The sequence below is a fragment of the Paracoccus sp. Ld10 genome, assembly GCF_045064235.1.
Lineage (GTDB): Bacteria > Pseudomonadota > Alphaproteobacteria > Rhodobacterales > Rhodobacteraceae > Paracoccus.
Genome location: NZ_JBISHD010000028.1, coordinates 160,716 through 176,596 on the forward strand (window position 1 = coordinate 160,716; position 15,881 = coordinate 176,596).

At 66.3% G+C, this 15,881-nt stretch carries 13 protein-coding genes; 9 read left to right on the forward strand and 4 right to left on the reverse strand.

The features are described from left to right. The first annotated feature begins 2 nt into the window (after positions 1–2). Together ACJJVR_RS11430 and ACJJVR_RS11435 are read left to right on the forward strand one after the other, a co-directional pair. A complete protein-coding gene (locus ACJJVR_RS11430) occupies positions 3–1,784 on the forward strand; it encodes a gamma-glutamyltransferase family protein (protein ID WP_405404667.1) in 1,782 nt (593 codons plus the stop codon). A gap of 1 nt (position 1,785) precedes the next feature. Next, positions 1,786–3,588, forward strand: coding sequence for an ABC transporter ATP-binding protein (locus ACJJVR_RS11435; protein ID WP_405404669.1), 1,803 nt, complete (start codon positions 1,786–1,788; stop codon positions 3,586–3,588). Here ACJJVR_RS11435 and ACJJVR_RS11440 read toward each other — a convergent pair. After that, entirely contained in the window at positions 3,585–4,151 is a 567-nt protein-coding gene (locus tag ACJJVR_RS11440; protein WP_405404671.1) for a pyridoxamine 5'-phosphate oxidase family protein, read from the reverse strand. The two genes, ACJJVR_RS11435 and ACJJVR_RS11440, sit on opposite strands and share 4 nt — an antisense overlap. Continuing rightward, a complete protein-coding gene (locus tag ACJJVR_RS11445) occupies positions 4,148–5,107 on the reverse strand; it encodes an acetamidase/formamidase family protein (protein WP_405404672.1) in 960 nt (319 codons plus the stop codon). The genes ACJJVR_RS11440 and ACJJVR_RS11445 overlap by 4 nt, the downstream gene beginning before the upstream one ends. Positions 5,108–5,240: 133 nt before the next feature. On the opposite strand from ACJJVR_RS11445, the gene ACJJVR_RS11450 reads away from it, so the two are divergent. The 4 genes from ACJJVR_RS11450 (at position 5,241) to ACJJVR_RS11465 (ending at position 10,572) form a co-directional block, all read left to right on the forward strand. After that, a complete protein-coding gene (locus ACJJVR_RS11450) occupies positions 5,241–7,055 on the forward strand; it encodes a methyl-accepting chemotaxis protein (protein WP_405404675.1) in 1,815 nt (604 codons plus the stop codon). A gap of 84 nt (positions 7,056–7,139) precedes the next feature. Beyond that, positions 7,140–8,429, forward strand: a complete 1,290-nt coding sequence (locus ACJJVR_RS11455) for a PQQ-dependent sugar dehydrogenase (protein ID WP_405404728.1) — start codon at positions 7,140–7,142, stop codon at positions 8,427–8,429. An 881-nt stretch (positions 8,430–9,310) separates the two neighbouring features. Next, the gene (locus tag ACJJVR_RS11460) at positions 9,311–10,063 is read left to right on the forward strand and encodes a cytochrome c oxidase assembly protein (RefSeq protein WP_405404676.1); all 753 of its coding nucleotides are present in this window, start codon (positions 9,311–9,313) and stop codon (positions 10,061–10,063) included. Then, positions 10,060–10,572 (forward strand): CopD family protein, encoded by a 513-nt coding sequence (locus ACJJVR_RS11465; protein ID WP_405404678.1) that lies wholly within the window; start codon positions 10,060–10,062, stop codon positions 10,570–10,572. The genes ACJJVR_RS11460 and ACJJVR_RS11465 overlap by 4 nt, the downstream gene beginning before the upstream one ends. An 8-nt stretch (positions 10,573–10,580) precedes the next feature. On the opposite strand, the gene ACJJVR_RS11470 is transcribed toward ACJJVR_RS11465, so the two are convergent. Beyond that, the gene (locus tag ACJJVR_RS11470) at positions 10,581–11,105 is read right to left on the reverse strand and encodes a DUF2231 domain-containing protein (RefSeq protein ID WP_405404680.1); all 525 of its coding nucleotides are present in this window, start codon (positions 11,103–11,105) and stop codon (positions 10,581–10,583) included. A gap of 18 nt (positions 11,106–11,123) precedes the next feature. On the opposite strand from ACJJVR_RS11470, the gene coxB reads away from it, so the two are divergent. Genes coxB through ACJJVR_RS11485 form a run of 3 tightly spaced genes read left to right on the forward strand, consistent with a single transcriptional unit; the run spans position 11,124 to position 14,679 of the window. Continuing rightward, positions 11,124–11,813, forward strand: a complete 690-nt coding sequence (gene coxB, locus ACJJVR_RS11475) for a cytochrome c oxidase subunit II (RefSeq protein WP_405404681.1) — start codon at positions 11,124–11,126, stop codon at positions 11,811–11,813. After that, the gene (gene ctaD / locus ACJJVR_RS11480) at positions 11,810–14,374 is read left to right on the forward strand and encodes a cytochrome c oxidase subunit I (RefSeq protein ID WP_405404683.1); all 2,565 of its coding nucleotides are present in this window, start codon (positions 11,810–11,812) and stop codon (positions 14,372–14,374) included. Before coxB ends, ctaD begins: the two co-directional genes overlap by 4 nt. Further along, positions 14,371–14,679 (forward strand): hypothetical protein, encoded by a 309-nt coding sequence (locus tag ACJJVR_RS11485; protein WP_405404684.1) that lies wholly within the window; start codon positions 14,371–14,373, stop codon positions 14,677–14,679. The genes ctaD and ACJJVR_RS11485 overlap by 4 nt, the downstream gene beginning before the upstream one ends. Here the strand turns inward: ACJJVR_RS11485 and ACJJVR_RS11490 are convergent. Beyond that, the gene (locus ACJJVR_RS11490; protein ID WP_405404686.1) at positions 14,676–15,800 is read right to left on the reverse strand and encodes a zinc-binding dehydrogenase; all 1,125 of its coding nucleotides are present in this window, start codon (positions 15,798–15,800) and stop codon (positions 14,676–14,678) included. The genes ACJJVR_RS11485 and ACJJVR_RS11490 overlap by 4 nt on opposite strands. Between the last annotated feature and the right edge of the window lie 81 nt (positions 15,801–15,881).

The window sequence follows — 15,881 nt, forward strand, 5'->3', positions numbered from 1 at the left end:
CCATGACGCAATTCACCACACGCCCCGAGATCACCGGCACGTTCGGCGTCGTCACCTCGACCCATTGGATCGCGACCGCCGTCGGCATGGCGATCCTGGAAAAGGGCGGCAACGCCTTTGACGCCGCCGTGGCGACCGGGTTCGTCCTGCAGATCGTGGAACCGCACCTGAACGGCCCGGCGGGCGACATGCCCGCGATCATCCACTCTGCGAAAACCGGCAAGACGCAGGTGATCTGTGCCCAAGGGGCCGCCCCCGCAGGTGCCACGATCGATCATTACCGGGCCGAGGGGCTGGACCTGATCCCCGGCAACGGCCTGCTGGCGACGGTCATTCCCGGCGCCTTCGACGGCTGGATGCTGATGCTGCAGGACCATGGCACGATGACCGTGGCCGAGGTTCTGGCCCCCGCCATCCACTATGCCCGCCACGGCCACCCGATGCTGCCTCGCGTGGCGGGAACCATCTCTGGTCTGGCCGAATTCTTTGCCGTCGAATGGCCCACGTCGCATGCCACCTGGCTGCCCGGCGGGCAGCTCCCGCAGGCGGGCGCGCTGTTCACCAACCCGGTGCTGGCCGACACCTATGCCCGCATTGTCGCCGCCGCCGATGCCGCGCCAACGCGCGAGGCCGGTGTGCAGGCCGCCCGCGACGCGTTTTATCGCGGCTTTGTTGCCGAGGCGATCGACCGGTTCTGCAAGGAAACCGAGGTCATGGACGGCAGCGGCAAGAAACACCGCGGCGTGCTGACCGCGGACGACATGGCCGGATACGCCGCCACGACCGAGGAACCGACCTGGGGCAGCTATCACGACTGGACCATCGCCAAGACCGGGCCGTGGGGCCAGGGGCCCGTGCTGCTGCAGGGGCTGAAGATCCTGGAGGGCATCGACATCGCCACGATGGACCCGAACGGCCCCGACTTCGTCCATACCGTGATCGAGGCGATGAAACTGTCCTATGCCGACCGCGAGGTCTATTACGGCGACCCCGCCATGCACGATGTGCCGATGGAAGCGCTGCTGTCGGACGCCTATGCCGCTGACCGCCGCGCGCTGATCGGTGATACCGCATCACTGGACCTGCGTCCCGGCACTGTACCGGGGTTTGAGGACCAGCGCGCCCGCACCCTGTCGCTGCTGGACAACATGGGCAAGGGCGCGGTGTACGAACCGACCATGGCGCATCTGTCGGAAAAGCGCGGTGATACCGTGCATATCGATGTGATCGACCGGTGGGGCAACATGGTGTCCACCACGCCGTCGGGCGGCTGGCTGCAATCGTCGCCGATCATCCCGGATCTGGGATTTTGCCTGAACAGCCGGGCGCAGATGTTCTGGCTGGAACCCGGCCTGCCCACGTCGCTGGCGCCGGGGCGGCGGCCGCGCACCACGCTGACGCCATCGCTGGCGCTGCGGGACGGCATGCCGCATCTATCCTTTGGCACGCCCGGCGGCGACCAGCAGGACCAATGGCAACTGGTGTTCTTTCTGCGCCACGCGCATTTCGAACCGAACCTGCAGGCCGCCATCGATGCGCCGCTGTTCCATTCGACGCATTTCCCGGCCTCGTTCCACCCGCGCACCGCGGCACCGGGCGGCATGCTGATCGAGGATCGCGTGGGCCAGCCCACCATCGACGAGCTGCGCCGCCGCGGCCATGACGTGACCGTCACCGGACCATGGGACATCGGTCGCCTGACCGCGGCCAGCCGCGACCCACAGGGCATCCTGCGCGCGGCGGCCACGCCCCGGCTGATGCAGGCCTATGCGGCGGGGCGGTAACATGACCAGTTCCGTCCTGTCGCTGCGCGATCTCTCCGTTTCTTTTCCCACCGATGACGGCATGAAAGAGGTCATCCGCAACATCAGCTTTGACGTGGGCGCGGGCGAAACCGTGGCCATCGTCGGCGAAAGTGGTTCGGGCAAAAGTGTCACATCATTGGCGATCATGGGCCTGCTGGACAAGCGCGCCCGCATCACCGGTCAGGTACTGTTGGGGGGGCGCGACCTGACACGCCTGCCCGAAAAGGACATGCGCAAGGTCCGCGGCAACGACATCGCGATGATCTTTCAGGAACCGATGTCGTCGCTGAACCCGGTCTTTCCGGTCGGCGACCAGATCGCCGAACTGCTGATCCGGCACGGTCAGGTCCCCCGCGATCAGGTCGCGGCCGAGGTTCTGCGCCTGATGGACCGCGTCCGCATTCCGAACGCACAGGCGCGCATCAAGGACTATCCGCACCAGTTTTCCGGCGGCATGCGTCAACGGGTGATGATCGCGATGGCGCTGGCCGCTCGGCCGCGTCTGTTGATCGCGGATGAACCCACGACGGCGCTGGACGTGACCATCCAGGGCCAGATCCTGGACCTGATCAAGGAGATCCAGGAGGAACAGGACATGGCCGTCCTGTTCATCACCCATGACATGGGCGTGGTGGCCGAAATCGCCGATCGCACCGTGGTCATGTTCCGCGGCGACCATGTCGAGACCGGCACCACAGCGGGCCTGTTCCGGGATGCCGGCCACCCCTATACCCGCGCGCTGCTGGCGGCGGTGCCGCGGCTTGGGCAGATGGCGGGCCAGCAATGGCCGCTGCGCTTTCCACGGGTCGACATGGCCAGCGGCGCGATCACCGCGCAGCCGGCGGTGGTCGATACCGTCGACCGGCGTGCGACCCCGGTGCTGTCGGTCAAGAACCTGGTGACCCGCTTTGCCGCCGGGTCCGACCTGCTGGGCCGCCCCACCGGCAAGGTCCACGCGGTCGAAGACCTGTCATTCGATCTGTGGCAGGGAGAGACCCTGTCGCTGGTGGGCGAATCCGGTTGCGGAAAATCGACCACGGGGCGGTCGATCCTGCGGCTGGTCCAGCCGGAATCGGGACAGGTCCAGCTGGACGGTTTCGACGTGCTGACCGCCGGGGGCAGCGACCTGCGCCGGATGCGCCGGTCGGGACAGATGATCTTTCAGGACCCGTTCTCCAGCCTGAACCCGCGCATGACGGTGGGCCAGACGGTGGCCGAACCGATCCTGGCGCACAAGCTGGCCGGCCGGGCCGAGGCACGCGACCGCGCCGCCGAATTGCTGCGTCAGGTCGGGCTGGACGGATCGATGATGGACCGGTACCCGCATGAATTCAGCGGCGGCCAGCGCCAGCGCGTCGCGATCGCGCGCGTGCTGGGCCTGAATCCCAAGGTCATCGTGGCCGATGAAAGCGTGTCCGCGCTGGACGTGTCGATCAAGGCGCAGGTCTGCAACCTGCTGATGGACCTGCAGGAGCGGTTGAAGATCGCCTATCTGTTCATCAGCCACGACATGGCGGTGGTCGAACGCGTCAGCCACCGCGTCGCCGTGATGTATCTGGGCGAAATCGTCGAGATCGGCCCGCGCGAGGCGATCTTTGCCGACCCCCAGCATCCCTATACGAAAAAGCTGATCGCCGCCGTTCCGGTCCCTGACCCCGCACGCCGCGGGCTGCGCCGCGCCATGCAGGTCGACGAACTGAAAAGCCCTGTCCGGCCAATCGGGTTTCAACTGCCGAAACGCGATTGGCGTCAGGTCGCAGAGCGTCATTTCGTGATGGTCTAGGGCGCCAGCCACTGCCCCTGCCAACCCGTCTCGCGCGTGTATCGCGCGCGGCGGTGCTGGGGCCCCAGATGCACCGCGTCTATGGCCAGCACCGTCAGCCGCAGCACCGCAAAACATGCGGCATCCGGGCGTTTCGCATAGGCCAGCGCATCGTCGATGGGCGTGCCGGGCGGCGGTTGCGAGCCATAGCTTTGCCGCGACGGGTCCGGGACGCGCGCCCAGACCTGCGCCACCGCGTCACCCGTCAGGATGGCAGCCCGCGCCTCGATCCGGGTCTGCAGATGCGCGCCTGCGTCCCAGACATGCAGGGCCACCAGCGGGTTGGCCCGCAGATCCGCGACCTTGCCCGACATGAGGTCGGTATGCACCTCCAGCACCCCGGCGGCGGGGTCGGCGCCGCGCAGCACGACCGTGCGCGCCTGCGGCATGCCGCCCGGCGTCACCGTGGCCAGCACCGGGTGGCGCGCCGGATCGTGCCGGTCCGCCACGCCGCGCCGCAGCCGCTGCCAGACCTGATCGCGCAGGCTGTCCAACCCCACGGCCCAGGGATGCGGGTCGTTCATTCGAACACCGATCGCGGAAAATAGAACGACACGACCCAATTCGGCATGTCGACGATTTCCGATATCCGCAGGTCGCCGCAGGTGGACACCAGCATATAGGCATCGACCGCCGGCATCCCGTGGCGCGCGCACAGCAGGTCGACCATCTGTTCGACCGCCTGACGCGCACCGGCCATCAGGTCAGGGCCGATGCCGGTGGTGACTTCGTAGCCCTTGGCGTCCAGATGCGGCGTCACCGGGCCGGGGGTGGTGAACCGCGGCATGGCAAGATTGGCGCCCTTGACCAGGTCCAGCCTCAGGGTGACGTCCATCGGACTTTCGATGGCTGTGCCGCACACCTCTCCGTCGCCCTGGGCCGCATGGGTGTCACCGACCGAGAACAGCGCGCCCGCCACCTCGACCGGCAAATACAGTTCGGCCCCGCGCGACAGGTCGCGAATGTCCAGGTTGCCGCCCGTGCGCCGCGGCGGGACGATCGAGTGGGTGCCCGGTTCCGCCATGGCAACGCCGATGGTCCCGGCAAACGGTTTCAGCCCCAGACGGCCATGCGTGCCCCACAATGCCGGGGCCAGCGTCGCGGCATCATAGCGCCACAGCGTCAGGGCCGGGTCGGGGAACTGGTCCGCCAGCAGGCCGAACCCCGGGATGTTTGCGGTCCATCCCCATCCCTGCCCGTCCTGTGCCTGCGGAGCAAAATCGATCAGCGTGATTTTCAGCGCGTCCCCAGGTTCGGCCCCATCGACGTGAATCGGCCCGTTGACCGGATTGATTCGTTCGAAATCCAATCCGGCGATGTCGTCTGCGGTGCTGGACAGGCTCAACTGTCCGCCGGACGCCTCCATGCAGGCGAACCGGATCGTCGATCCCGGCGCCACGGTCTGGACCGGGGCAATCGCGTTGTCCCACCCAAGATGATGCTGCGCCGCATGAATGGTGTAATCGCACTGTCTGCACATCGTCGTATTCCCCAGATCCCGTCGACGAGCAGTGTCGACGCAATCGGCGCCGGGTTCAATCATCTGCCGCCGTCAACGGTCCGTTCATGTGTCGCAGCTATGTGTGGTTTGAACAAATCGGAAAGGCCGCCGCATGACCTTTGGTATCTCACGAAAATTGACGCTGTTGACCGGGGTTGCGGTGCTGCTCAGCCTCATTGCCATGTCGCTCCAGCTAAGCTCGCTGCACCACCTTCTGTGGAAGGACCGCAGAGAGCTGATCGAGACGCAGGTCGAAAGCACGATCAGCATGCTGACCCATTTCGCGGCGCAGGCGCAGTCCGGCGTGATGACCCTCCCCGAGGCGCAGGAGCGCGCCAAGGAAGCCGCACGGGCCATTCGTTATGGCGACGATGACTATGTGTTCATCTATGATCCACAGGGCCTGCGCGTCATGCATCCCGACACCGAGCGCGAGGGCACGAACGCGTGGGAGGCGACCGACGCGAACGGCAAGCTGCACATCCGTGAGATGATCGTGACCGCCCGCGAGGGCGGCGGGTTCACCGAATATTTCGTGGCGCGCCTGTCGGGTGGCGATCCGCAGCCCAAGCTGTCCTATTCGACGCTGTTCACGCCGTGGAACTGGACGGTCGGTGCGGGTCTGTACGTTGACGATGTCGCTGCCGGTTTCATGGCCGAAATCAAGCGCAGCGGCGTTTGGTCCGTGCTGCTGCTTCTGGCGCTGATCGCCTGTGCGATCCCGCTGTCGCGCAGCATCAGCAAGCCGATAAAGGCCCTGACCGCGATGATGGGACGCCTGGCCCAGGGCAATACCGACGACGCCGCCCCCGGGTCCGCCCGCCGGGACGAGATCGGCGCCATGGCCCGTGCGGTCGAAACGTTCCGCGCCGCGACCAAGGATCGCGACCGCCTGTCGCGCGACGCCGATGCCGTGAATGCCCAACAGGCGCAGATGGTCGAACAGACAAACCTGCGCGCGATGCAGCTGCAGCAGTTCGTGGGTGCGATCAGCACAGGGTTCGACAGTCTCAGCCGCGGTGACCTGACGGTGCGGATCACCGATCCGGTCGCACCCGAGTTCGAATCGGTCAAGGATCAGTTCAACACATCGCTTGGCCAATTGGACGACGCCTTGGGGCTGGTCGTCGAAGGGGTCTCCGTCATCCGCGGCGGTCTGGCCGAGATCAGCACGGCCGCCCATGACCTGGCACATCGCACGGAGCAGCAGGCCGCCAACCTTGAGGAAACCGTCGCCGCCCTGACAGAGGTGTCGCGCGGCGTCGATCAGGCAGCCGAGGGCGTGTCGACCGCCCAGACCAGTGCGGAAACGGCGCAGCGCAACGCCCAGGGCGGTGGCGAAATCGTGCAGCAGGCCGTGGGGGCCGTAGGCCAGATCGAGGAATCGACCCGCCAGATCGGCACCATCATCACTGTCATCGACGAGATCGCGTTCCAGACCAACCTGCTGGCGCTGAATGCCGGCATCGAGGCCGCGCGCGCCGGAGAGGCCGGGCGCGGTTTTGCCGTCGTCGCCCACGAGGTTCGCGCCCTGGCCCACAAGACCGTCGAGGCCGCGCATCAGATCAAGGACCTGATCGGCGCATCGACGGTCCATGTGCGCGAAGGCGCCAGCCTGGTACGCAGTTCCGGCAGCTCGCTTGTCACCATCGTCGATGAGGTGTCGGCGGTCCGCACAATCATCACCATGATCGCGTCCAGCACGCGCGAACAGTCCCAAAGCCTGCGCGCATTGTCGGCAGGGGCCGACCAGATGGACAAGGTGACCCAGCAGAACGCGGCCATGGTCGAGGAAACGACCGCCGCCGCCCGCGCGCTGGAGGAACAGACCGACCATCTGGAGCAAAAGACCCGCCAGTTCCGCACCACGCCACAGCAGGTGTCGCGCCCCGCAACTGTCGAACCCCGTCACGCTGCGGGCTGGTAGAACAACCGGGTCGCGACACCATCAGCGTTTGACGCGCCGGTGGGGGCCGCTAAGGTGCGTCTTCGTGATAAGATGGGGCGGATGATGGAATTTCTGGCACGCGCAACGGCAATCGTGGGCGGAACGATGGTGGCGATCAGGCGGTTCGGCGCGCCCAAGGTGCCCGCGGTCGGCACCGCGCCAGCCATTCCGGACGCCAAACCACAGGGTATCATGACGCTCAAGATGCCCACGGCAAAGGGCTGGGAGCCGGGCCACGTCCCGGACACCGCGCCGGGGCTGGCCGTCAACGCCTTTGCATCGGGACTGGATCACCCTCGCTGGATCGAGGTCCTGCCCAACGGCGATGTTCTGGTCGCGGAATCCAAGGAACAGCCCAACCCGCCCAAGACGCTGATGGCCCACGCGACACAGGCGACGATGCGCCGCGCGCGCGCCATCGGCATCAGCGCGAACCGCATCACGCTGTGGCGCGACACCGACGGCGATGGCGTTGCCGAAACGCGAGAGGTGTTTCTGGAACACCAGAACCAACCCTTTGGCATGGCTCTGGTTGGCGACACATTCTATGTGGGCAACACGGACGGGATCGTGGCGTTTCCCTATGCGGCGGACCAGGCGGCGATCACTGCCCCCGGACGCAAGCTGGTCACATTCAAGCCCAACGGCCACTGGACGCGCAGCCTGATCGTGTCGCCCGATGGCACCAGCCTGTATGCCGGGGTAGGATCGCTGAGCAATATCGCCGACCAGGGCATGGATGCCGAGGAGGGCCGCGCGGCCATCTGGCGGCTGGATCTGACAACCGAACAGGCCGGGATCTTTGCTTCGGGCCTGCGCAATGCTGTGGGAATGGCGTGGGAGCCGTCGACGGGCGCGTTGTGGACGGTGGTGAACGAACGCGACGGTCTGGGCGACGAGACGCCGCCCGACTATCTGACATCCGTCCGCGAGGGCGGGTTCTATGGCTGGCCCTATTGCTATTGGGGCCAGACGGTCGACGACCGCGTCGAACAGGACCCGGCGCTGGTCGCGCGCGCGATCACCCCGGATTACGCCTTGGGCGGGCATACCGCATCGCTTGGCCTGTGCTGGATGCCCGCGGGCACCCTGCCCGGTTTTCCCGACGGCATGGTCATCGGTCAGCACGGGTCCTGGAACCGGTCCACGCTCAGCGGGTATCGGGTGATTTTTGTGCCGTTCGCGGGCGGTAAACCTTCGGGACCGCCGCGCGACATCCTGTCGGGCTTTTTGTCGGATGACGAAAGAACCGCCTATGGCCGCCCGGTCGGCGTGGCCATAGGTGCGGACGGCAGGTCGCTGTTGGTGGCCGACGACGTGGGCGATATCATCTGGCGCGTGACCTCTGCCTGAGGTCAGCGCCGTCAAGATCACGTCAAATCACAGGCGCATCGGTCACGACACGCACATGACCTCGGCATGGACAGCGGATACGGACGTCCCTTTTTCAGTCGGTCCCGCGTGGGTCGCCCCCGGGATCCACGCCGCGCCGCACTTCGTGCAGGGCAATTCCGCGAATGATTCGGCGCAAGGTGGCCAGCGTCGGAGGCGGTGTGGAACAGGCCGCGGCTGTCATCGCCTAATAGCGTGATCACCATGCGACATCCGGACCCTCCGCTGTCGCCCCTAAGACGGTGCACCGCGGTCGCGCACGCAAAACGGCGCGCCGCCCGTCGTTCGGACCGTCAGGGATGCCAATAATGGCGCGTCGCAGGGTCAGGGTTCTCGACCCTGCGCAGATCGTGGCGCGACAGACGCCCTGAATGCGGAAAATCGATATGGTGAAAAACCCTGCCCGGACCAATGTCACTGCCACCGCACAGCATCCGCAGACAAACACCGTCAGATCCCGACCGACATGCGAACGGCGCTGCCACGGGTCATCCGGGCGCAGCCGCGTGTGGAACGGCGACGTCACCGCAATAGCAAAAAGACACGACAGGGCGATCCGGCCCGGTGTCCATCCGAAATCGGGTTTCAAAGGGCGCAGCGCAAACCTGTCGTACGCGTATGAATTGCGCATTATCCTGAAATGACCCAGCACCAGCGATAAGCAGTATCAGAATGTCGCGCACACTAGTGGACCCGATCTGATCGGCAGCGCGAGTATCGGCCGGGGAACCGGCGGCGGGTTCGCACAGGCGGCACCGCAAACCGATCCGATGTCATCCGTCGATGGAACCCGCGGCGCAGGTCATTGTTGAGAAACAAGTTCGTGCGCGCACGTTCTGCAGATGATCCATGATCACGGAGAGACGATGACACAGCGGCTGATGCCCTATTGCGGCCCGGCACCGGCCCCCGACCAGCTGTGGAACAGCTGGAATTTCGACCCCGTGGTACTGGCGGGCATCGCGGCGCTGGCGGTGGTTCTGGTGCGACGCGGGGGTTCGGAACGGCGCGGCCCGGCCATTCTGGCGGTCGGAGCATTGTTCGTGGCGTTCGTCTCCCCTTTGTGTGCGTTGACGGTGGCGTTGTTTTCAGCACGGGCGGCGCATCACCTGGTGCTGATCACGGTCGCGGCACCGGCGCTGGCAGTGGCGTTGCCGCTGATGACGCGCCTTCCGGCCAGCCTGTCGCTGGCTGCTGTCAGCGCGGCAATGATCGCGTGGCACCTGCCGGGGGTCTATGACGCGATCTGGGCATCGGACCGACTGTATTGGTTGATGCAGGCGGCCATGTTGCTGCCTGCCTGGGCGTTTTGGTCCGCGGTCCTGTCCCCCGGTTTTGGGGCTGAAGAGGCGATGCGCCGAGCCGTGCTGATCGGCGGCCTGGCGGGGATCATGGGTTTTCTGGGCGCGATCCTGACCTTTGCGCCCGACATCCTGTATTTCCCTCATGTCGGCGGCGCGATGACGTGGGGGATGTCGCCCTTGGCCGACCAACAACTGGCTGGCCTGATCATGTGGGTCCCGGGCTTCATTCCCGTGGCGGCCATCGCGGGACGGATGGTGTGGCACGCCTGGCGGCGTGGGTTCGCCACATGATGGTCGCAGGGCTGAAATACCTGCATCTGGCCGCCATGCTTTGCTGGTGCGCAGGGCTTCTTGCACTGCCGCTGTTGCTGCATTTCTATGGCCAGATATGGCGCGGCAAGGCCGACAGCAGCCAGACCCAGGCCCGCTATGCCGAATTTCGTCTGATCACCCATTACGGTTACGTGGGCTTTGCGACACCGGCGGCAGTGATCGCGATTGCCGCGGGGACCGGCCTGATCTTTGCAGGACAAGTGTTCGATCTGTGGTTCGTGGCAAAACTGACGCTGGTGGCAGGCATGGCCTTGGTCCATGCGTGGATCGGCCATCTGGTTCTGACGTCCGGAGAGAACCGTGGGCTGCAGAACATGCCCTCGGCCATGTGGGCCTTAGTTTTCGGACTGCCGATGATTGTGGGGGTACTGTGGCTGGTGCTGGCCAAGCCCGACCTGGCGTGGGTCGCGGATTGGCTGCCCGAATTCATGCTGGCGCCGCGTGGGCAATCGGCGGGCCAGGCATGATGGTCCGTCTAACCGCCCGCCCCATCGCTCTTGGTGCCGATCTGATAGTCAAACACCAGCTTTCCGCCGTGCCAGCCGGTGATCCCGGTCATTCCGGCTGTCAGGGCCGACAGCAGGATGCCCCAAGGCAGCACGACGCCCTGCGGGTCGGGCAGGCGGAACCCCCAGTTCAGTCCCAGCAGGGACAGCAGCATCACCGCGAGGATGAAATGCGTCCAGCTTGCCGCCCGGATGCGGATGCCGGGCACCATCAACAGTTCGATCGTCCCGGTGATCCCGGCCAACACACCCAGCCCAAAGGCCGCACCCGTGGCCCACAGCGCGACACGGGGCCAGAATTCGTCGCCGGTGTACCAATAGAGCGCGTCCGCGCCGAATGTGGAAAAAGCCAGCGCGATGGGAAAGGCGACCATCATCGCGTGCAGGGGGTGCCCGGACAGGGCGATCTTGGTTTCGGTGTCATTGAACGCGACATGTTCCTCGATCGGGTCGGCAAGGCGGCGTCGCTGTTTCCAGGTTCTTCTCTGGCGCATGGGCACTCTCGTTCGGTGATGGGTTTCTGGCACAAGGCATGGGCGGCGGCGGTGGTTCCGCTGCTGGCCGGATGCGGGGGCGGTCACAGCACGTTGAGCCCGTCGGGGCCTGCAGCGCGCGACATCGCGCTGCTGTGGTGGACGATGCTGGCGGGGTCGGCGCTGATCTGTGTCCTGGTGTTCGGCCTGCTGGTGCTGGCGGTGCGCAACAATGGCGCCCGGCGGTCGGAACGAGCGTGGATCTGGGGCTGGGGCCTGGGGTTCTCCATGTCGGTGCTGGTCCTCCTTTTGGGATTTTCGCTGTGGATCGGAGAGGGGATGCTGGCGCGCGCCGACAACGTCCCCCGCGTCCAGGCACATGCCGCACAATGGGAATGGCGGTTCGACCAGCCCGGCCCCGACGGTGCCACCGTCCAGACCAGCGACGTCCTGTACGTGCCGGCAGGCGAGGATTTTGACGTGGTCATCACCGCCCAGGATGTCATCCACAGTTTCTGGGTGCCGCAGTTGGGCGGCAAGATGGATGCCATTCCGGGACATGAGAACATCCACCGCCTGCGCGCTGATGCGCCCGGCACCTATGAGGGGCTGTGCGCCGAGTTCTGCGGCACAGGACACAGTTTCATGCGCTTTACCGTCGTGGCCTATGACCCTGCAGGCCCGATGCCCGACATGTCGGGCGCCTTGATCCCGGAGACCCGCCCATGACCGATCTGCAGCCAAAGGGCGGTCGGACCATCGCCCCGATGGACCCGATGTTCGACCCCGCCAGCGACGTCGCGTCCAACGCGCCGCAACGCGCGCTGGCCCTGCACCGACAGTTGGACCGCACCTGGTCGGACGATCCGGGCTGGCGGGGGTTCCTGACCTCGGTCAACCACGGGACGATCGGGCTGCGCTTCATGGCGACGTCCTTTGTCTTTTTTGCCATCGGCGGCGTGCTGGCGATGATGATCCGCGCACAGCTTGCCACCCGCGATGGCGCATTTCTGGATGTCGATCTGTACAACCAGATCTTCACGATGCACGGCAGCATCATGATGTTCCTGTTCGCCATCCCCATGCTGGAGGGGCTGGCCCTGTGGCTGCTGCCCAAGATCCTGGGCGCGCGGGACATGGCGTTCCCGCGGCTGTCGGCATTGGGGTACTGGTGCTATCTGTTCGGCGGCACGGTGATCGTGCTGTCGCTGGTCGCGGGCGTGGCCCCCGATGGCGGCTGGTTCATGTACGTCCCGCTGGCCGACCGCACCCACACGCCGGGCATCAACGCCGATGTCTGGCTGCTGGGCGTGACCTTTGTGGAAATCAGCGCCATGGCCGCCGCGGTGGAGATCACCGTGACTATCCTGCGCTGTCGCGCGGCGCACATGCCGCTGACCCGGATGCCGCTGATGGGCTGGTACCTGCTGGGCACGGCGGTGATGATGCTGGTGGGATTTCCGCCGCTGATCCTGGGATCGATCCTGCTGGAGGTTCAGCGCGCGTTTGACTGGCCGTTCTTCGACATCGCGCGCGGCGGTGATCCACTGCTGTGGCAGCACCTGTTCTGGCTGTTCGGCCACCCCGAGGTCTATATCATCTTCCTGCCCGCCGCGGGCGCGCTGTCGACGATCATTCCGATCATGGCCCGCACGACCATCCTGGGGTACGGGGCCATCGTCGCGGCCATCGCGGGGTTGGTGTTCCTGTCCTTCGGGCTGTGGGTCCACCACATGTTCACGGTCGGCATCCCGCACATGGCGCTGGCCTTTTTCAGCGCGGCATCGGCGTTGGTGGCGGTGCCCACGGCGGTTCAGGTGTTCGCCTGGATCGGCACGCTATGGGACGGCAAGGTCAGCTTTCGCCTGCCGATGCTGTACGTGATGGGGTTCTTTCTGACGTTTGTGCTGGGCGGTCTGACCGGGGTGATGCTGGCCATGGTGCCGTTCAACTGGCAGGCCCATGACACACATTTCGTCGTGGCCCACCTGCATTACGTGCTGGTCGGCGGGTTCGTCTTTCCCATGCTGGCCGCGGTCAGCTATTGGATGCCGCTGATCTGCGGGCGCTGGCGGGTGCGGGGTCTGGGGGAATCCGCCTTCTGGCTGATCCTGATCGGCTTTCACGGCACGTTTTTCATCATGCACCTGACCGGGTTGTTGGGCATGCCGCGGCGGGTCGCGGTCTATCCCGACAACCCGGAATGGGAATGGCTGAACCTGATCTCGTCGATCTTCGGCATGATCATGTCGGCGGGTTTCGCGCTGTTCGCCTTTGACGTGGTGATGCAGTGGCTGTTCGGGCGGCGCAGTTGGCGCAACCCGTGGGGCGCGCCCACGCTCGACTGGGCGATGCCGATCCCCGCGCCGTCGTACAATTTTGCGTCCCTGCCCGGCCCCCGCCAGCCTAATTCGGGCGCACTGCTGCCCCTGGCGCGCGGCGAGGGGCTGTTGCCCGGCTCCCCCCGCGACCTGAGAGAGACGCTGGCCCTGAATGCGGGCAGCGGGCGGCCCGACCACGTCGCGGTGCTGGCCAAAAGCACGATGCTGCCGCTGTTCACCTCTGCCGCCATCGGCAGCTTTTTCGGCTCCGTGCTGGCCGGGCTGTACTGGCTGGCGCCGGTGGGTATCGTGCTGACGCTAATCGCGGCATGGCGGTGGGGCGACATCATGGGATCGACCACCGACCACCCCGACGTGCAGGTCGCGCCCGGCCTGACCCTGCCGCTGCACTGGCAGGTGCGCAACACGCTGGCGCGCACCGGGACCGTGGCGCTGCTGCTGGCGGACGGGACGTTGTATGCGTCGCTGCTGTTCGGGGTGGGGTTCCTGTCGATCGTGGCCCCCGCATGGCCCGCCCCGGCAAGCGGTTTGGCCACGCTGCCGATGATGGGCGCGGCAGTGATGGCGCTGGCCGCGATGGCGGTCGGCCTGATCGCCGCCCACCGGGCAGAGGCGTTGCGTGACCGCGCGGCGGGCACCACCTGGGCCGGTCTGGGGCTGGCGGCCTGCATCGTGGCACTGGTGGCACTGGTGGCACTGGCCCTTGGGCTGGATGATCCGCGCCGCCACGCACGCGACGCGCTGCGCGCGGTGATCCTGGGCTTTGCGGTGTTTCATGGCGTTGTCGCCACGATGCTGGCCCTGCGCAGCCTGGCCGATGCCCGTGGCGGTCGCACCAGCCGGGCACGCCGCGGCGCATCGCCGATCTGGCAGCTGTTTCAGTCGTTCTGGCTGGGTACGTCGGCCATCTCGCTGGCCCTGATCGCCGCACAGGAGGTTCTGGCATGAACTGGCTGTGGCGCGCCCTTGCCGGGCCGATCCTGTGGTCTGTGATGTTCGCCTTGATCTATGCGCTGCACGGGGCGGGCTGCAATCTGGGCTGGACCGACCGCCACGCGCCCATCGCGGACTGGCATCACATGGCGATGTGGCTGGCCTGGGCTGCGGGGCTGGCCCTGCACCTGCTGCTGATCCGGGTGATGCCGGCGGGCCGGGGCCGCGCCCGCCAGCTGATCACCGCGGGGGCGTGGATCGGGTTCGTGTCGACCTTGGTCACGCTGTTCCCGGTGATCGCGACCTCGACCTGCGCCTAGGGGCGCGGGCCCGTGATCAGGTATTTCGTCCCGGTGGCCTTGCGAGCATAGGCACGCGCCGCATCGGGCGACAGCGCCTCGGCCAGGGTCAGGCGTTCGGAATAGTGGCTGGCAAAGGTCGTCGTCATCTCTGCCGCGACGCGTTCGCGCATCTTTTGCGTGATCGCCTTGTCGGTGCGGCGCAGCATGTGGAACAGCAACCAGCCGCCGATGTTCCAGCTGAACCCGAACCCCCGGCGCAGCACCGTCGGCCCCGTGTCCAGCGCGCCATAGACATAGACCTGCTTCATCACGTCCGACCCATAGCGGTCATAGCTGTCCATCTTGCGGGCGGCCACGGCCTCCATCGCGTTCAGGATGGTGCTGGTCATCTCTCCGCCGCCGATGGCGTCAAAGGCCAGCGTCGCGCCGGTGGCCTCGATCGCCTGTTCCAGATCGGCGCGAAAGCTGTCGGTGCTGCTGTCGACGACATGGACAGCGCCCAGATCGCGCAGCAGCCGGACCTGTTCCTGGCTGCGCACGATGTTGACCAGACCGATCGCGTCGTCCTGACAGATGCGGACCAGCATCTGGCCCAGGTTCGATGCCGCCGGGGCGTGGACGATCGCGCTGTGCCCCTCGGCCCGCATCGTCTCGACAAAGCCAAGCGCGGTCAGCGGGTTCACGAACAGCGACGCGCCCTGTTCCGCAGTGGCGTCGTCGCGCAGCACGATACAGGATTCGAGGCCGATCAAACGCAGATCGGCATACATCGCACCACCGATCATCGCCACGCGTTTGCCCACCAGATGGGACAGGTCGGAACCGGCAGCGATGACGGTGCCCGCACCCTCGTTGCCGACGGGCAGCGACTGGTCGATGCGGGCCTTCATCGCGGGCATCGCCGCTTGCGGCACGTCGGCGGTCAGGATCGGGGCGTCGGCCGTGCCCGACGCGGTCAGGCTGTCCATGTCGGCAGGACCGAACAGCAATCCCAGGTCCGACGGATTGATGGGCGCCGCCTCTATCCGCACCAGCAACTGGCCGGGGCCGGGTTCGGGATGGGTTACGGGCTCCAGATGGACCCGCAGCGTTCCGTCCGCCGTGATCGTCGATCTCAGTTCCAGTCCGTGATGGGTCATGATGTCCTCGCAGATGCTTGTGTCGTCAAGGTATGCGTCACGCCACGCCGGGACAAGCGTCGGTCAGCCGCGCCGTCGCAA